At 71.8% G+C, this 16,121-nt stretch carries 16 protein-coding genes and 1 pseudogene; 12 read left to right on the forward strand and 5 right to left on the reverse strand.

Features of this window, described 5'->3' with window-relative positions:
• Window positions 1–411 precede the first annotated feature (411 nt).
• The 3 genes from C2L58_RS27105 to C2L58_RS27120 all read left to right on the forward strand — a co-directional run bounded on the left by C2L58_RS27105 (window position 412) and on the right by C2L58_RS27120 (window position 3,234).
• A complete protein-coding gene (locus C2L58_RS27105) occupies window positions 412–1,242 on the forward strand; it encodes a peptidoglycan-binding domain-containing protein (RefSeq protein WP_103340511.1) in 831 nt (276 codons plus the stop codon).
• Between the two features lie 82 nt (window positions 1,243–1,324).
• Window positions 1,325–2,140, forward strand: a complete 816-nt coding sequence (locus C2L58_RS27110; protein ID WP_103340512.1) for an LLM class flavin-dependent oxidoreductase — start codon at window positions 1,325–1,327, stop codon at window positions 2,138–2,140.
• Window positions 2,141–2,358: 218 nt separating this feature from the next.
• Window positions 2,359–3,234, forward strand: a complete 876-nt coding sequence (locus C2L58_RS27120) for a LysR family transcriptional regulator (protein ID WP_103340513.1) — start codon at window positions 2,359–2,361, stop codon at window positions 3,232–3,234.
• Window position 3,235: 1 nt separating this feature from the next.
• Here the strand turns inward: C2L58_RS27120 and C2L58_RS27125 are convergent, their stop codons facing one another.
• Entirely contained in the window at window positions 3,236–4,159 is a 924-nt protein-coding gene (locus tag C2L58_RS27125; RefSeq protein ID WP_103340514.1) for a LysR family transcriptional regulator, read from the reverse strand.
• Between the two features lie 73 nt (window positions 4,160–4,232).
• On the opposite strand from C2L58_RS27125, the gene C2L58_RS27130 reads away from it, so the two are divergent.
• Genes C2L58_RS27130 through C2L58_RS27140 form a run of 3 tightly spaced genes read left to right on the forward strand, consistent with a single transcriptional unit; the run spans window position 4,233 to window position 6,665 of the window.
• Window positions 4,233–5,147 (forward strand): DMT family transporter, encoded by a 915-nt coding sequence (locus C2L58_RS27130; RefSeq protein WP_103340515.1) that lies wholly within the window; start codon window positions 4,233–4,235, stop codon window positions 5,145–5,147.
• A 10-nt stretch (window positions 5,148–5,157) separates the two neighbouring features.
• Window positions 5,158–6,054, forward strand: coding sequence for an NAD(P)H-binding protein (locus C2L58_RS27135; RefSeq protein ID WP_103340516.1), 897 nt, complete (start codon window positions 5,158–5,160; stop codon window positions 6,052–6,054).
• A complete protein-coding gene (locus C2L58_RS27140; protein ID WP_103340517.1) occupies window positions 6,051–6,665 on the forward strand; it encodes a CPBP family intramembrane glutamic endopeptidase in 615 nt (204 codons plus the stop codon). Before C2L58_RS27135 ends, C2L58_RS27140 begins: the two co-directional genes overlap by 4 nt.
• 33 nt (window positions 6,666–6,698) lie before the next feature.
• Here C2L58_RS27140 and C2L58_RS27145 read toward each other — a convergent pair whose 3' ends face one another.
• Entirely contained in the window at window positions 6,699–7,172 is a 474-nt protein-coding gene (locus tag C2L58_RS27145) for a MarR family winged helix-turn-helix transcriptional regulator (protein ID WP_103340518.1), read from the reverse strand.
• Window positions 7,173–7,254: 82 nt separating this feature from the next.
• Here C2L58_RS27145 and C2L58_RS27150 point away from each other — a divergent pair, with 82 nt between their 5' ends.
• From C2L58_RS27150 to C2L58_RS27160, 3 genes are all read left to right on the forward strand, one after another.
• Window positions 7,255–7,896 carry an FMN-dependent NADH-azoreductase gene (locus tag C2L58_RS27150; RefSeq protein WP_103340519.1) on the forward strand — a complete coding sequence of 214 codons (642 nt, stop codon included), beginning with the start codon at window positions 7,255–7,257 and terminating at the stop codon, window positions 7,894–7,896.
• Window positions 7,897–8,060: 164 nt separating this feature from the next.
• The gene (locus C2L58_RS27155) at window positions 8,061–8,567 is read left to right on the forward strand and encodes a histidine kinase (protein ID WP_103340520.1); all 507 of its coding nucleotides are present in this window, start codon (window positions 8,061–8,063) and stop codon (window positions 8,565–8,567) included.
• A gap of 65 nt (window positions 8,568–8,632) precedes the next feature.
• A complete protein-coding gene (locus C2L58_RS27160; protein ID WP_103340521.1) occupies window positions 8,633–9,259 on the forward strand; it encodes a response regulator transcription factor in 627 nt (208 codons plus the stop codon).
• Here C2L58_RS27160 and C2L58_RS27165 read toward each other — a convergent pair.
• Entirely contained in the window at window positions 9,240–12,602 is a 3,363-nt protein-coding gene (locus C2L58_RS27165) for an indolepyruvate ferredoxin oxidoreductase family protein (RefSeq protein WP_103340522.1), read from the reverse strand. The two genes, C2L58_RS27160 and C2L58_RS27165, sit on opposite strands and share 20 nt — an antisense overlap.
• Window positions 12,603–12,755: 153 nt before the next feature.
• Here C2L58_RS27165 and C2L58_RS27170 point away from each other — a divergent pair, with 153 nt between their 5' ends.
• Together C2L58_RS27170 and C2L58_RS27175 are read left to right on the forward strand one after the other, a co-directional pair.
• Window positions 12,756–13,196, forward strand: coding sequence for an Lrp/AsnC family transcriptional regulator (locus C2L58_RS27170; protein ID WP_013227655.1), 441 nt, complete (start codon window positions 12,756–12,758; stop codon window positions 13,194–13,196).
• A 2-nt stretch (window positions 13,197–13,198) separates the two neighbouring features.
• On the forward strand, window positions 13,199–13,930 hold the full coding sequence (locus C2L58_RS27175; RefSeq protein WP_103340523.1) for a hypothetical protein: 732 nt from the start codon (window positions 13,199–13,201) through the stop codon (window positions 13,928–13,930).
• Between the two features lie 34 nt (window positions 13,931–13,964).
• Here C2L58_RS27175 and tnpC read toward each other — a convergent pair whose 3' ends face one another.
• Both tnpC and C2L58_RS50705 read right to left on the reverse strand, forming a co-directional pair.
• On the reverse strand, window positions 13,965–14,813 hold the full coding sequence (tnpC, locus tag C2L58_RS27180) for an IS66 family transposase (RefSeq protein WP_103340524.1): 849 nt from the start codon (window positions 14,811–14,813) through the stop codon (window positions 13,965–13,967).
• A 322-nt stretch (window positions 14,814–15,135) separates the two neighbouring features.
• Window positions 15,136–15,405, reverse strand: a pseudogene (locus C2L58_RS50705) (DUF6444 domain-containing protein); the annotation flags it as partial.
• Between the two features lie 77 nt (window positions 15,406–15,482).
• On the opposite strand from C2L58_RS50705, the gene C2L58_RS27185 reads away from it, so the two are divergent.
• On the forward strand, window positions 15,483–16,121 hold a 639-nt coding region (locus C2L58_RS27185; RefSeq protein WP_146073690.1), incomplete at its 3' end, for a DUF222 domain-containing protein.

Genomic DNA, 16,121 nt, shown 5'->3' on the forward strand with positions numbered 1-16,121 from the left:
CGCAACAGGAAGAGCCCGCGTGGGGTCCGGTACCCGGCAGGGGGGTATCGGCGGCGATCTCGCGTCGCCGTCTGGGGACGACCGGGGGCCGCGAGATCTCGAACAGGTTACGAAACGAGCACGGGTACGTCCAGGGCGGGTCGCCGGAAACTCTCCGTGACGTCGATTAACACGCCTGGACCAGCGGGGCCGTGCTCGACTGTGGCTGGGATTACATGCCGTCACCGCCTTGATTACCCTACCCGCCTAGGGTATCTGCGGAGCACCGACGCCGCGATCCGGTTTCGCGCCGGACGCTGCGGATGATCAAGGGCAATCTGGTCCGGGCCGGGTGAAACCGGTTTGTACGTCCCTTGTATCGGGTTGCGTGATCCTCATGGCCGTACCGATTCCGACCCATGGAGGACCAGGATGTTCACGAAGGCCGCCGTGCTCACGGCGCTCACCGCCGCTGCGTTCGCCGTGGCCGCACCGGCTCAGGCCGAGACTGCGGCCACGACGGTGCTGCCCGGTGCGAACATGGAGGCCGTGCTCAAGGCGGCCCAGATCGACCCGCGCCGCGCCGACGACACCTTGACGCCGGGCGCGCACGACAGCGTCCTGCTCGTCGAGCAGGCGTTGCAGGCGAAGGGACTGCTGGCGAGCCAGTACGTCGACGGCTACTTCGGCACCACGACGATCACGGCGTACTCGCAGTACCAGAAGTCGCTGGGCTACACCGGCCTCGACGCTTCCGGCCTGCCGGGCAAGACCTCGCTGGAGAAGCTGGGCGAAGGCCGGTACACGGTCACGAACGCGGTTTCCGCGGGCAGCCAGGTGACCTACCACGGCAAGACCCTCAACACGCGCACCAAGGCGATGCTCGTTGCGGCGGAAGGAAAAGCGGGCTTCCAGGTCAGCCTGACGCAGGGCTCGTACAACCCCGGTGGCGTCGACGCCTCGGCCGGGACGCACGACGGCGGCGGCGCGATGGACATCTCGGTGTCCGGTATGTCCTCGACCACCCGGACCACCCTGCTGAAGGCGCTGCGCAACGTCGGGTTCGCGGCCTGGTACCGCACGCCGGCGCAGGGCTTCGACTACCACATCCACGCGATGGCGATCTCCGACCCGGATCTGTCGTCGGGTGCGCAGCACCAGACCGGCGACTACTACCTGGGCATGAACGGCCTGGCCGGCCGCGGCGCCGACGACGGCCCGCAGGTCGCGAAGGTCACCTGGGAGGAGTACCAGCGCGGCTGATGCCGGGGTGGGCCCGGCCGTGGTGGCACGGCCGGGCCCACCGGTGGTTTGATCGAAGGACCAACGACGTGGGGGTGCTCCGATGCCGCAGAAGGCGTTCCGGTTCGGCGTGGTCGCGGGCGCCAATGACGCAGCGGGCTGGCTCGCCACCGCTCGCCGGGCCGAAGAGCTCGGCTATTCGACGCTGCTCTGCCCGGACAACCTGAACATGCCGACGCCGACCGCCGCGCTCGCGGCGGCCGCGGCGGCCACGACCGAGCTGCGCGTCGGCTCGTTCGTCTTGGCGAGCCCGCTGCGCACCGCGCGGGCGGCGGCCTGGGAGGCGCACAGCCTGACCGTCGTCACGGGCGGCCGGTTCGAGCTCGGCCTCGGCACCGGGCGGCCGGAAATGCGGCAGCAGGCCGAAGAACTCGGGCTGCCGTACGGCTCGGGGCAGGAGCGCCTCGACTCGATTTCCGAGACGATCGACCACGTCCGCCGGCTGGACGGCGACGGGCACACGCCGGTGATGATCGCCGCGGGCGGCCCCAAGGTCCGCCGCCTCGCCGGGAGGAAGGCCGGCATCGTCACGATGGCCGGCGGCGTGCTGACCACCCGGGAGGAAATGACCGGGTACGTCGAGGAAGTCCGTTCGGCGGCCGGTGATCGCGACCTCGAGTTCGCGATGAACATCTGGGTCGTCGGCGACACGGTCCCGCCGTGGATCCGCGGCTTCCTCGGCGTCGACGCCGAGACGCTGATCGAGCACGACTCCCTCGGCCTGCTCCGCGGCGGCGTCGACGACATGGTGGCGGAGCTCGAACGCCGTCGCGCGGAACAGGGCGTGTCCTACTTCAGCGTCAACGGCGCGTTCCTCGAGGAGTTCGCCCCGGTGGTGGCGCGGCTGTCGGGGAAGTGAGCGTGGCGGGGTCGGTGTTGGCGCCGCACAGCAGGACGGCGACCCGTTCGCCCGGCGCGGGCCAGCACCGGCGTCCGGCGGACCCGGCCCTCGATGCGTGCCGCCGCCCGTTCGACATCCGCTGTGCTGATCATGGCTTCAGCATGCGCGCGGGCCGACGTAAGCACCAGCGACGTCTCCTATGCTGGAGTTAGCAGAACTTACGGCTGGAGGCTCCCGTGCTCGACGCCCACCGCCTGGCCGTGCTGGCCGAGGTCGCGCACGCCGGCTCGATCGCCGCGGCCGCCCAGCGGCTTTCGTTCACGCCGTCGGCCGTCTCGCAGCAACTGGCCAAGCTGGAGCGCGACGCCGGGGCCCGCCTGCTGGACCGGCACGCCCGCGGCGTCACGCTCACGCCGGTCGGGGAGGCGCTGCTCGTCCACGCCGAGGCGATCGCCGGGGAGCTGCGGACAGCCGAGCGGACCGTCCGCGCGCTGCTCGACGAGGAGCTCACCGTCGGCACGTTCGCCAGCGCGGGCATGACCCTGGTGCCCGCCGCGCTCGCCGGGTTCCGCCGCGACCACCCCGGCGTGGCGCTGCGGCTGCTGGACCTGGAGCCACCGGACGGGTACGGCCTGGTCAGCTCCCGCGAACTCGACCTGCTGATCACCCACCGCTACCCCGGCGCACCGCTGCCCGACCCGCGGGGCCTGCAGCGGACGCTGCTGCGCTCGGAGCGGTTCCGGCTGATCCTGCCGAAAGGGCACGCCAAGGCCGGCGCCCGCCGGCTCACCCTGCGGACGCTGGCCGCGGAGGACTGGATCTCCGGCAGCCCGGGCGTGCCCAACCGCGCGTGTCTCGAGCAGCTCGCCGACGCCGCCGGTGTCCGGCTGCGGGTGGCGTACGAAACCCGGGACTACCAGGTGATCCTGGCGCTGGTGGAAGCCGGGCTGGGCATCGCGTTCGTGCCGGAGAGCGTGCTCGAACGGGTGGGCGCGGCCCGCGTCGAGGTGCGCGACGCGGCGGACGCCCAGCCGGCTCGGGACATCTTTCTGGTGCACCACCGGCGTCCTGGTCCGCTGGTCACCGAGATGGTGGCGCGGCTCAGCCGGTGACTCAGCCCACCGGACGGCCCGTGCTTTCGAACCGCGCCGACGCCGACCGCAACGCGTCCAGGCACGCCCGCGCCGCGCCGCGGTCCTCCTCCCCGGCCCGGCAAACCGCGTAGATCGTGCGGGTCAGGGCCGGGCGCGTGGCCAGGATCCGCACCCCGTCCGGCAGCCGGTCGCGGGCCAGCCGGGGGACCAGTGCCGCGCCGACGTTGCCCGCCACCAGGGCCAGCTGGGTCGGGTAGCCGCCCACCGTGCAGCTGATCCGCGGCTCCAGCCGCTGCTTGCGCAGCACCTGCACCAGCCACGCGTGACACCCGGACCCCGCGCTCCAGCCGATCCACGGCAGGTCGTCCACTTCGGACAGATCGACCGCCTTGCGGTGGGCCAGCCGGTGCCCGGCGGGCAGGGCGAGGTCCGCGACGTCGGAGAACAGCGCGATGCTGGTCATCGACGGCGGGAGCACCGTCGGGCGGTCCTGCCAGCTCTCCAGCACGCCGACGTCGAGGTCGCCGGCCAGCACGCGGGGCAGCGTCTGCTCGGCCTCGCCCTCGTGCAGCGTGACCGCCAGCCGCGGGTGCCGGTCGGCGAGGGTGGCCAGCGCGGGCGGCAGCAGCGCGTGGACCGTCGTCGGGATCGCGCCGATCCGCAGCGGCCCGATGACGTCCTCGCGCAGCAGCTCCAGGTCCGCCTTCGCCGCGGCGACCTGCGCGAGGATCCGCTCCGCGTGCCCGGCCAGCACCTGGCCCGCCTTCGTCAGCCGGACGCCGCGGCCGCGCGGCTCCAGCAGCGGCTGCCCGGCCTCCCGTTCCAGCTTCGCCAGCTGCTGCGACACCCCGGACGGCGTGACGTGCAGGGACTCGGCCGCCGCGGCGACCGAGCCGTGGGTCGCGACCGCGTGCAACGCCCGCATCCGCTCGAGTCCGTACACGGTAGCGATGCTACCGAATTCCACGCAGAAACATTCGCTTGTCCTTGACAGTCGCCCACCGCACGCTGGAGTCGTGCTCACGACCGACGCCCCGACGTTCACCCGGCGCTTCGACCCGCGGCTGCTGGCCGCGCTCGGCAGCTTCTGCATCTCGCTGTCGTCGGTCTTCATCAAGGTTTCGCACGTCAGCGGCAGCACGAGCGCGTTCTGGCGCTGCCTGCTCGCGTGTCCGGTGCTGCTCCTGCTGGCCGGGCGCGAACGGCGGAAGGCCGGCCCCGCGCCACGCCGCCGGGTGCTCTTCCCGCTGCTGGCCGGGGCCGGCCTCGGCCTGGACTTCGTGCTGTGGGGCGAGGCGATCCCGCGGGTCGGCGCCGGCATCGCGACCGTGCTGCTCGCCGTGCAGGTGGTGATCGTGCCGCTGCTGGCGTTCGCGTTCCTGGCCGAGCGGCCGGCGAAGCGGTTCCTCGCCGCGGTGCCGGTGCTGCTCGGCGGGATCGTGCTGGCCGGCGGGTTCGCCGGCACCGGCTCGTTCGGCTCGGACCCGGTCACCGGCGCCGTCGCGGCGCTGCTCGCCGGGGCCGGGTACGCCGGCTACCTGTTCCTGATCCGGCTCAGCGGCGGCACGGGCACGCAGGCGCACTCGCTGGTGCTGGCCACCGTCTCCGCCGGCGCGGTCGCCGTCGTGCTGGGTGTCCCGACCGGCACGCTCGACCTGGCGCCGGGCTGGCCCGCGTTCGGCTGGCTGCTCGCGCTCGCCGGCGTCGGCCAGCTGGCGGGCTGGCTGCTCATCTCCGCCGCGCTGCCCCGGATGTCCGCCACCACCGGGTCGACGCTGATGCTGCTGCAGCCGGTCGGCGCGGTGCTGCTCGGCGTCGGCCTGCTCGGGGAGACACCCGGGTGGGCCCAGCTGATCGGGTGTGCGGGCGTCGTCGCCGCGGTCTGCTTCGCCGGCAGCGGACGTTCTGCGCGCGAAGGCCGTCCCGGCTAACGTCGCGGGCATGCGAGTGCTGGTGGCCGGGGCGTCGGGGTTCGTCGGCAGCCGGTTGTGCCCGGCGCTGGAAGCGGCCGGGCACGAGGTGCTCGCGATGACGCGCCACCCGGCGAAGTACCGCGGCGCCGGGAAAGCCGTCCGCGGCGACGTCGCCGACGTCGGCTCGTTGCGGGACGCGCTCAAGGGCGTCGAAGCCGCCTACTACCTCGTGCATTCACTCGACAGTGCGGACTTCAAGCGCCGCGACGCCGACGCCGCGCGCGCGTTCGCCCGGGCCGCGGCCGACGCGAACCTGTGCCGGATCGTCTACCTCGGCGGGCTCGGGGACGACGCCGATGCGCTGTCGGACCACCTCGCCAGCCGCCGCGAGGTCGAACGGCTGCTGGGGGAGACCGGCGTGCCGGTGACGGTGCTTCGCGCCGGCATCGTGATCGGGCACGGCGGCACGTCGTGGGAGCTGACGCGGCAGCTGGTCGAGCACCTGCCGGCGATGGTCACCCCGCGCTGGGTCGGCACGCGCACGCAGCCGATCGCGATCGCCGACGTCGTCCGCTACCTGGCCGGCGTCCTCGACCACCCGGAGGCCGCCAGCCGGACGTTCGACATCGGCGGCCCCGAAGTGCTGGCCTACCGCGACATGCTGCAGCGGGTGGCGGCGATCGAAGGCCGGCCGCTGCTGATCCTGCCGGTCCCGCTGCTTTCCCCGCGCCTGTCGTCGTACTGGCTTTCGCTCGTCACCGACATCGACGTCACCACCGGGCGGGCGCTGATCGACTCGATGACCAACGAGGTCGTCGTCCGCGACGACGCGATCCGCCGGATCGTCGAGTTCGAGCCGATGGGCTACGACGAAGCCGTCCTGCAGGCCCTGGGCGAGCGGGCGAAGAGCCGGCGGCCGGCGTGAAGCCGTTCCTCGCCGCGGTGACCGCCGCCGGGTCCGGCCTGCTCGGCGCGTCACTGGCCAGCCGTCCCGGTTCCCGCCGCTTCCACGTGCTCACGGCCTCGGTGGCGGCGACGTGGCTCGCCGGGGCACAGGCGGCCGGACCGGTGACCCGCGGCCGCCGGGACGTCGTCCAGCCGGTGGTGGCGGGAGCGGGCGCGTTCGGCGTGTTCTACGGGTGCGCGCTGGTGGCCCGCCACATCCCGCCGCTGCGCCGGGCGATCACCGGGGTCCTGGACCACGCCCACCGCGGCCCGAAGGCCTCGGTGGCGGCGACGGCGCTGCTCACGGGAGCGGCGGAAGAGGTGTTCTTCCGCGGCGCGCTCTACGACGCGGCGGGAGCCCGGACTTCGACGGCGGTGTACGTCGTTTCGACGGTGGCGACCCGGAATCCCGCGCTGGTGCTGGCGTCGGCGGTGATGGGCACGCTGTTCGCGTGGCAGCGCGGCCGGTCGGGCGGGGTCCAGGCACCGGTGCTGACGCACGTGGTCTGGTCGGCGCTGATGCTGGCGTTCATGCCGCGCCTCTTCCCGCCGGAACCGCTCGGCACTCCCGGTCCGCACCCGCCAGGATGACCGCTTGCGTGGATCTTCCTCGCGCCTGACCGCTCAGCAGGGCGGCGGCGTTTCCCGGCAGGCTTCCACGCCCGTTTTGCTCGTCGCCTGCTGCAGCAGCGTGTAGAGGGTTTCGCGCTGCTCGCCGTCCAGTGCGCTGAACACCTCGTCCTCGACCGCGGCCAGGGCGAACTCCGCGCGGGCCAGCAGCTTCGCGCCGACGTCGGTCAGCTCGACCAGGTGCCGACGGCGGTCCGCCGGTGAGCGGCGTCGCTCGATCAGGTTCTCGGTCTCCAGCTCGTTGAGCAGGCTCACCACGTTCGTGCTGTCCATCTCCAGGATCTTCGCCAGGTCCTGCTGTGCGCTGCCGCCCTGGTCGCGCAACACCGTGAGGGCGATCAGGTGCCGCGGCCGCAGCCCGAGCGGGGCCAGCACCGACTCGCTGCGCAGCCGCAGCCGGCGCGCGAGGTGGTCGACCAGCGCGCCGCAGCGGTGCGGGGGCTGGTTGACGACCGGGAGCGAGGTCATGCGCCCAGTATATGGGCAGACTGATGGTCGATGTGCTATCAATAGTTTGTCCTACACCAACGATCTACGGACGGCTAACGACATGGCGCATCTCCTCCACATCGACTCGAGCATCCAGGGCGAGCGCTCGGTGAGCCGCCGGCTCAGCGCGCGGGCTGCCGCGGCGTGGCGCGCTGCGCACCCGGACGGCACGGTCGCCTACCGCGACCTCGGCGCGCACCCGCTGCCCCACATCGACGCGGCGAGCGGCCTGGCCGGGATGGTGCCGCCGGACCAGCACACGCCCGAGCAGGCGGCCGCGTGGGCGCGGACCACCGAGCTGGTCGCCGAGATCAAGGCGGCCGACACCGTGCTGCTGGGCCTGCCGCTCTACAACTTCGGCGCGCCGAGCAGCGTGAAGACCTGGGTTGACCACCTCATCGCGCCGGGCCTCTCGGTCGACCACGAAACGCAGACCGGCCTCCTCGGCGGCCGCGAGTTCATCGTGCTGGCGTCCCGGGGCGGCGGTTACGGCGAGGGCACGCCCCGCGAAGGCTGGGACCACGCCGAGCAGTGGCTCCCGCACGGCGTCTCGCTGACCGGCCTGGAGCCGCGGTTCATCACGGCGGAACTCACCCTGGCCCACGTGAACCCGGCGATGGCGGAGCTCATCCCGCTGGCCGACGCGAGCCTGGCCACGGCGGAGCGCATCATCGACGAGCTGTGGGTGCCCGCCCGGGTGTGACCCGGCCGGGTGGCCGGCCGCGCGGCGGAGTCCGCGCGGCCGGCGCGCGAGGACCTCGCACCCGCAACCCCGACGGCGGCCACGCCCGGCCCGGGCGGTAGCGTGCCGCGGCGGGCGGACTGAGGTGGTGTGGCACGGGCCGCACCTGGCGAGGAAGGTCGGGTTTGAGCGCGCACACCTCCCAGATGGACGACATCCGGCTCGTCGCGCAGCCCAGCGCGCTGCCGGTCACCGAGCTGTTCGTCCGCCTGATTCTCACCGACTGGTCCCTGCTGCCGATGCTGGAGCAGGTGACCGCCACCGCGAGACGCCTGGTCGAGGCCGTCGTCGACGCCAGCGACCCCAAGGCCCCCGCCTTCGTCACGCTGCGGCTGCGGCTGCGCGCCGAGGTGCTCTCGATCGAGGTCGACGACGACGTCCCCGGGCGGCCGGACCCGCAGGCCCGGCCCGGCGAGCGGCTGGGCGTCGCGCCCGCCGACGGCGGCGGCCGCACCACCTGGTGCGAACTGCCGCTGCCGGGCGGGATGACCGCGCGCCAGGTGCGCCTGCCCCGGCGTCAGGAGCGCCGGACGCTGGTCGACGAGCCCGTCTCCGGCGACCCGGTGACCGCGGACCCGGAGGTCCTCGAGCGCCTGCTGACCCGGCTGAGCGGCTGGTCCGGCCAGAGCTGAACGCTTTCCGTCGCGCGTCCGTGCATCCAGGCAGGGGGTGACGTGGACGTGAGGAGGCAGCCGTCGTGCGGATCGTGATCGCGGAGGACGACGCCCTGCTGCGGGAAGGGCTGGTGCTGCTCCTGCGCAGTGAGGGGTTCGAGGTGGCCGCGGCCGTCGACCACCCCGGCGACCTGGTGACGACGGTCGAGGCCGTGGAACCGGACCTGGCCGTCGTCGACGTCCGGATGCCGCCGACGTTCACCGACGAAGGGCTCCGCGCCGCCCTCGAATCCCGGCGCCGCGTGCCCGGCCTGGCGATCCTCGCGCTTTCGGCGTTCGTGGAAGACGGCTACGCGGGTGACCTCCTGGCCGCCGGCGGCAGCGGAGCCGGGTACCTGCTCAAGGAGCGCGTCGGCAAGCCCGGCGAGTTCCTCGACGCCCTGCGGCGCGTCGCCGCCGGCGGCACGGTCCTGGACCGGGACGTCGTGGCGGTCCAGCTGGCCCGGCCCCGGCCCGGCGACCCGGTGGCGACGCTGAACGCCCGCGAGCGCGAGGTCGTGGCGTTGCTGGCCGAAGGGCATTCGGTGCCGGCGATCGGGCGGCTGCTCGGCATCGGCACCGCCGCGGCGCGGCAGCACGCCGGGGACGTCAGCGCGAAGCTGCGCGTCCCCGACGGGGCCCACGCGATGCTCAGCTACCTGCGGGCGTGAGGACTTCGGCCTGCCGCTGCCGGTACCGGGCCACGTTGGCCAGCTTGACGTCCTCGTAGCCGCGGATCCCGTCCGGGAGCTCGGCCAATACGCGTGCCTGATCGAATTCCCCGGCGTGCAACGCCCGCAGGACCACACTGCGGTAGTCCTCGATCAGCTCGCGCTCGACCTTGCGCACCTCGGCGCGGCCGAACGGGTCGAACCGGGTGCCGCGCAGCCGCCGCAGCGCGTGCAGCAGCCGGAAGACCGGGCGGAACCACGGGCCCAGGCTGATCTTGCGCCGCATGCCGAGCGCCCGCAGCACCGGCGGGTGCAGCCGGTAGGCGTACTTCGTGCCCACGCCGAACCGGTCCTCCAGGCCGTCGGTGAACGCCGGGTCCAGCGACAGCCGGGCGACCTCGTACTCGTCCTTGTACGCCATCAGCTTGTACAGGTGCTTCGCGACGGCCTCGGTGACCTCCGTCGGCCCGTCCTCGAGCACTCGCACCCGCTCGACGAACTCCGCGTACGCGCGAGCGTAGGCCTTGTCCTGGTAGGCGATCAGTTCGGGGACGCGGATGTCGAGCAGCCGCGCGAGTTCGGAGCCGGGCTCGGCGTGCACCAGCGCCCGCACCGCGCTGGGCATCGCGGCGATCACCGGCTCCGGAGCTTTCGCCGGCGGCTCGGCGACGAGCAGGCGGCCGCGGCGGAACGCCTGCAGGTTCGCGGCGACCTGCGTGCCGTTCAGTTCGATGGCGCGCTCGATCACCGGCGCGGGCAGCGGGATCGCGCCGGTCTGGTAGGCCGCGCCGAGCTGCAGCACGTTGGCGAACTGGTCGTCGTCGAAGAGCTCCTCGGCCAGGCCGCGCGCGTCCAGCGACACCGTGCGCGCCGCGGCGGTCTCGATGGGCGCGAGCACGTCGGCGGGATCCGGGAAGGACACCGTCGTGTCGACGACCATCCGGCCGGTCGGGACCTCGGTCGTGGAGACGACGGCGGTCGTGCGGGCCGGGTCGGCGACCCCGAGGTTCGCCGCGTCCGCGCCGACCAGCGCGTCGCAGGCGAGGTAGAGGTCGCACTCGCCGGCGGCGAGCTTCGCGGCCTGTTCGACCGGCTCCGCCGTCACCTTGAGGTCGGAGACGACGGCGCCGCCCTTCTGCGCGAGCCCGGTCTGGTCGAGCGTGCGGACGTGCCGGCCGTCGAGCACCGCGGCGGTGGCGAGGATCTGCGTCACGGTGACCACGCCGGTGCCGCCGATCCCGGTGATCCGGACGGTGAAGTCCTTCTTCGGGATTTCCGGTGCGGGGACCGCGTCGGCGGCCAGGTCGGCGGCCTTCCGGCGCTGCTTCCGTCCGCTCGGCACCACGGTGACGAACGACGGGCAGTCCCCGGCCAGGCAGGAGTAGTCGACGTTGCACGACGACTGGTGGATCGCGGTCTTGCGGCCGAATTCGGTGTCCACGGGCTGCACGGACAGGCAGTTCGACTTGGTGCCGCAGTCGCCGCAGCCCTCGCACACGCGCTCGTTGACGACCACGCGCGTCGCGGGCGCGGTTTGCTTGCCACGACGGCGTTTCCGGCGCTTCTCGGCCGCGCACTCCTGCTCGTGGATCAGCACGGTGACGCCCTTGATCGCGGCCAGTTCCTCCTGGGTGCGCAGGAGTTCACTGCGGTCACGGACTTCGACGCCGGCCGGCGGCTTCCGGTGCTTCGCCGGTGCGTCGCTGGTGATCACGACCCGCTTCGCGCCTTCGACGAGCAGCAGTTCCGCGACCTTCTCGACGGGCAGCCCGCCGACCGCGTCCTGGCCGCCGGTCATCGCCACGGCCGAGTTGTAGAGCAACTTGTAGGTGATGTTCACGCCGGCGGCGACCGCCGCGCGCACGGCGAGGCTGCCGGAGTGGGTGAACGTGCCGTCGCCGATGTTCTGGACGAAGTGGTCGGCCTCGACGAACGGCGCCATGCCGATCCACTGGGTGCCTTCGCCGCCCATCTGCGTCACGCCCAGGACGGTGCCGACCTGGTCGGGCTCCATGAACAAGGCCATGGTGTGGCAGCCGATGCCGCCGCCGACGAGGGTGCCTTCCGGGACCTTCGTCGACGAGTTGTGCGGGCAGCCCGAGCAGAAGTACGGCGTGCGCGCGAGCAGCGGGACGGCGATGCGCTCGCGACGGCGTCGTCCTCGGTAGGCCTCGACCGGCGGAATGCCCTGCGGCAGCACCCTGGCCAGGCCGGCGGCGATGCCGTCCGGGGCCAGCTCGCCCAGCTCGGTGAACAGCGTCCGGCCGTCGTGGTCCTTCTTGCCGATGATCCTCGGCGCGTGGGGAATGCCGTAGAGGATCTCTTTGAGCGCGGTTTCGACGAACGCCCGCTTCTCCTCGACGACCACGATGTCGTCGAGGCCGTCGGCGAACTCGCGGACGATCGTGGGCTCGAGGGGGTGGATCGCGCCGAGCTTGAGGACGCGGATGCCGTGCGTTTCCTCGTCCAGGCCGAGGATGCGCAGCGCCTGGCGGAGGTCCAGGTAGGACTTGCCGGCGGCGACGATGCCGACCCGGTCGGCCGGTCCGCGCCGGGTGATCCGGTTGATCCTGCTCGCACGCAGGTAGTCGAGGGCGAGGGGGAGCCGGACGGTGAAGAGGCTGCGCTCCAGCTCGGCGAGGCTGGTGCCGAGCAGCCGTGACGTCGGCTGGTGCCGGTAGCCGGGGATCCCGGGTGCGGTCCACTGAGGACTCACCGTGGCGGTGCCGGACGCGTCGGCGACGTTGGCGACGATCTTCAGCGACGTCCACAGCCCGCTGGCCCGCGACAGCTCGACGGCGTGCATGCCGAGGTCGAGGACGTCCTGGGCGTCGGCGGGGTAGAGCACCGGGATGGCGAGGTCGGCCAGGGCGAGCTCGGACGCGCAGGGGACGGTGGACGACTTCGCGTTGGGATCGTCCCCGACGAGCGCGACCGCGCCACCGCGCGGATCGGTGCCGGCCAGGTTGGCGTGGCGGAGGGCGTCGCTGGCGCGGTCGAGACCGGGTGCCTTGCCGTACCAGAAGCCGGTGACGCCCCGCTGCCCGCCGGCACCGGCGACGAGCTGGCTGCCCATGACCGACGTCGCGGCCAGCTCTTCGTTGAGGCCGGGCCGGTGCACGACGTCGTGCTTCTCCAGCAGCGTCGCCCGGCGGCCGAGTTCCAGGTCGTAGCCGGCCAGTGGCGAGCCCTCGTAGCCCGAGACGAAGACGGCGGGGTCGCCGCCGCGGGCGCGGTCGTGGCGGACGCGGTCGAACAGCAGCCGCACCAGGGCCTGCACCCCGGTCAGGTGCACGGTGCCCGCCTCCCGCAGGTAGCGGTCCTCCAGCGTGAACGTCTCCACGCGCGGCTCCTTTCGCCTCGGTGTGCTTCGGGGGAGGGTGCGACGTGGGCCACACCGACGCAACAGGCAGCGTCGTTTTGGGGCCTCCCACGCAACCTTATTATGATTTTGGCGTCGTTTGACGCCGTTTTTTGCGTGTGGTTAGGCTTGCGCATGCCCGAAGAGCTGCTCGACGCCACCGACCACGAGATCCTCGGCCTGCTGCGCGAGGACGCCCGCCGCACGCTGTCCGACATCGCGGGCCGGGTGACGCTGTCGACGGCGGCGGTCAAGCGCCGCATCGACCGGCTGCGCGAGAGCGGCGTGATCACCGGGTTCACGGTCCAGGTCGACCACGCGAAACTGGGCTGGGGGATCGAGGCGTTCACCGAGCTGCGGTTCGTGGGCAACACGAAGGTGGCCGAGATCCTCCGCACGACCACGCGGATGCCGGAGGCCCAGGCGGTGTTCACGATCGCCGGCGACCCGGACGCGCTGGTGTGGCTGCGCGTCCGGGACATGGCCCACCTGCAGAAGACGATCGACGAGATCCGCCGGCACCACCAGGTGACGGGGACGAAGACGTTGATCGCGCTGGAATCCTGGTCACGGTAGCCGTGGAGACGGTGACGCTGGCGCAGCGCCCGGAGCTGGCCGACGCGGTGTACGCCATTCCTTATCCGCCGGAGTCGCCTCGGTTCATGGAGGGCAGCCTCACGAGCTTGCTGGTCCGGGGGCGGCGGGTGGCGCGGCGGTGGCCGCACCTGGTGGTGGCGTTGCTGGAGGACGGATCGCCGGTGGCGCGGGGGATCATGGTGCCGTTCCGCGGTCGCTCGCCCTTCCCTGCCCGCGGCTGGGACGAGGTGGCGGTGTGGGCGGCCGAGGACGCTCTTGACGGCGTCGCTCCCGATACCGCTTGTGCGTTGGAGATCGCCGTGCATCCTTCGCACCAAGGGCGTGGTCTGTCGTCTGTCGTGTTGACCGGGATGCGGGAAGCTGTTGCCGCGGCGGGGCTCGCGTCTCTTGTCATTCCGGTTCGGCCGCCGGACAAGGCTTTGGTTCCGAGGGAGTCGATGGAGTCGTACGCCTTCGCGGCTCGGCCGGACGGGTTGCCGGTGGATCGGTGGTTGCGCACGCATGTCCGCGCCGGGGGGCGGGTCGAGTGTGTCGCTTCGTGTTCGGCGACCGTGCAGGCTCCGCTGGCCGCTTGGCGGCGGTGGACCGGGTTGCCGTTCGATCGTGACGGGCTGGTTGTGGTTCCCGGCGCTCTTGCTCCGGTCTTTGTGTCCACTGTGGATGATTATGCTGTCTACGTCGAAGCCAACGTCTGGGTGTCGCATCGGCTTTAGTCCGGAAGCGCCCTTGCACCCTTTCGGTAACTGTTCAGGTCGTTTCGATAGTTGTTGGCAGCCAGGGGTTTCCGGTGATTGCGTCGCGCAGTGCGGTGATGATGTGGAGTCCGTTTTTGCGGGCGGTGGAGATGTAGCCGCGGACGTGTAGCCAGGCTTGGGTGCCGTGCTGGGTGCGCCAGCCGCCGGAGATCTTCAGCTGGGCTTTGATCATGCGTAGGTCGTGTTCGGCTTGGTTGTTGGTGAAGGGGACGGTGAGGTCGCGGGCGAAGAGCAGCACTTGGTGCTGGTAGTCGCGTAGGCGCACCAGCAGGTTGCGGGTCTTGCTTTGCTTGCGGCTTTGGTTGGGTGGGTGCAGCAGCAGGCCGAGGTGGATGGTGCGGACGAACCTCGAGATCAGTGGATCGCGGATGTGGGCGGGGATCGTGGCTTGGCCGGCGTCTCGTGCGGCATGGGCGGCGGTGTTGAGTGCTTCGAGCGTCTTGAACGCGATCGTGGGCCAGGTGTGCTCGGGGTGGGCTTCGCCGGCCGCGATGAGTTCGCGCAGGTGGTGGGCGTTGCAGCGGGCGTGGTTGCGTCCGAAGTCCTGATACGACATCAGTCCGTCGTGGACCGCGACACCACGGAACCGGGTGAGGATCCCGAACTCGTCCATCGCCTCACCACCACGCTGCGGGTGCGGTAGATATGCGGTGAGCAGGGGCGTGCAGGCGACGTGCAGCCACCAGTTCTTCCCTTCGACCCGGATACCGGTCTCGTCGAAGTGCGCCACCGGCGCTGCCCGCAAAGCCTGCTCGATTCGCCGGGCGAATCCGTCGAGGTTGGCGGCGACGGGGGTGAGGACCGGCGACCCAGCCGGTCGACACCGGCAACCCCAGCACATCGGCCAGCAGTTGCGCGGTTCGTGCGACCGGGATGTGCTGGTATGTCAGCAGATATACGGCCAGCGCGGTCACGTTCGGCCCGTAGCAGGCGGGCGCGGTCGCCTCGGCCGGCCCGGTCGCGGTGGCGACGTGGCGGCAGCCGCGGCACCGCAGCCGGTGCTCGGTCACGGCCGGGCGCACTTCGGGCAGGTCCACCACCTGCCGGCGGGTCACCCCGACCTCGTCGCACCGGCGCAGCCCGGTGCCGCATCCCGAGCACGACGACCGCACATGATCCACGACCTGGTCGGGGTCCTCGACCAGCGACAGGCTCGCCCCCGGCGCCCCCGGCTGCTTGCCCTGCTTGCGGTTGGTCCTGCCATGCAACGACTTCGGAGCGGGTTTGCTGAACCGGTCCGACGATGGTGGCATCGACGAGTTTCCCGCATTCATCCCGAGGCGACGCTTCAGCTGGGCGACCTCGTCCTGCAACGCGGTGATTTCCTCGCGCGCACGCGCGAGCTCCACCGCCTGCGCTGCGACCAGCGCGGCCAGCTCGTCATACGACGGACGAACACCTTCCCCCACAACAAGATCATCCCACAAGCCCACTCACAGCCCGAAAAGGGCCTGAACAGTTACCCCTTTCGTGTGATGAACTCATGTTCGATGCTCGGTAATCTTGAGTTATGTCCGACAACGCGGCTCTCTCCTCCGAAGCGGTGGCCATCGCCGACCGCATCGGCGAGCTGCTTGCGTGTATGCGTTCTGCTGAGGCCGAACTTGGTGCGCTGCTTGTGGAAATCGAGCAGCGTGGAGTGATGGAGCTGTTCGGTTACCGCTCTGTCGCCCGACTGTTGGAACATGTCGGCGATGTTCCTAAGCAGGCTGGCGAACGGATGGTGAGACGCGCCCGCGCTCTCAACCCGGGCCGAAACCTCGACGGCAGCCCAATTCCTGCTCTCGCGCCGGCTGTGGGTGTTGCTGCGCGCGCTGGACGGTTGAGCAACCCGATGATCGACGTAATCACCGGCGTGCTCACCCAAGTTCCACCCGAGCATCACGCGAACGTAGAAGCCGACCTTCTGACCTTCGCCACCGATGCCGGGCACAAACAGGTTGCGGCTCTTGGTGCCCGCATCCTCGCCCACCTCACTCCTGACGGCACCGAACCCGACCACACCGAACCCGCCACCCCCACCCGTGAACTGTTCTTGCGGCGCAAGCGGTCCGGGGTCTGGGAGCTGAACGGCAGATTCGATGACGAGACCGGCACCCGCGCCAGCGCCTTGCTCGACGCGCTGGCCGAACGCCGCACCAGCGACGAG

Origin of the sequence: Amycolatopsis sp. CA-126428, assembly GCF_002904335.1 — a bacterium.
Classification (GTDB): Bacteria; Actinomycetota; Actinomycetes; order Mycobacteriales; family Pseudonocardiaceae; genus Amycolatopsis.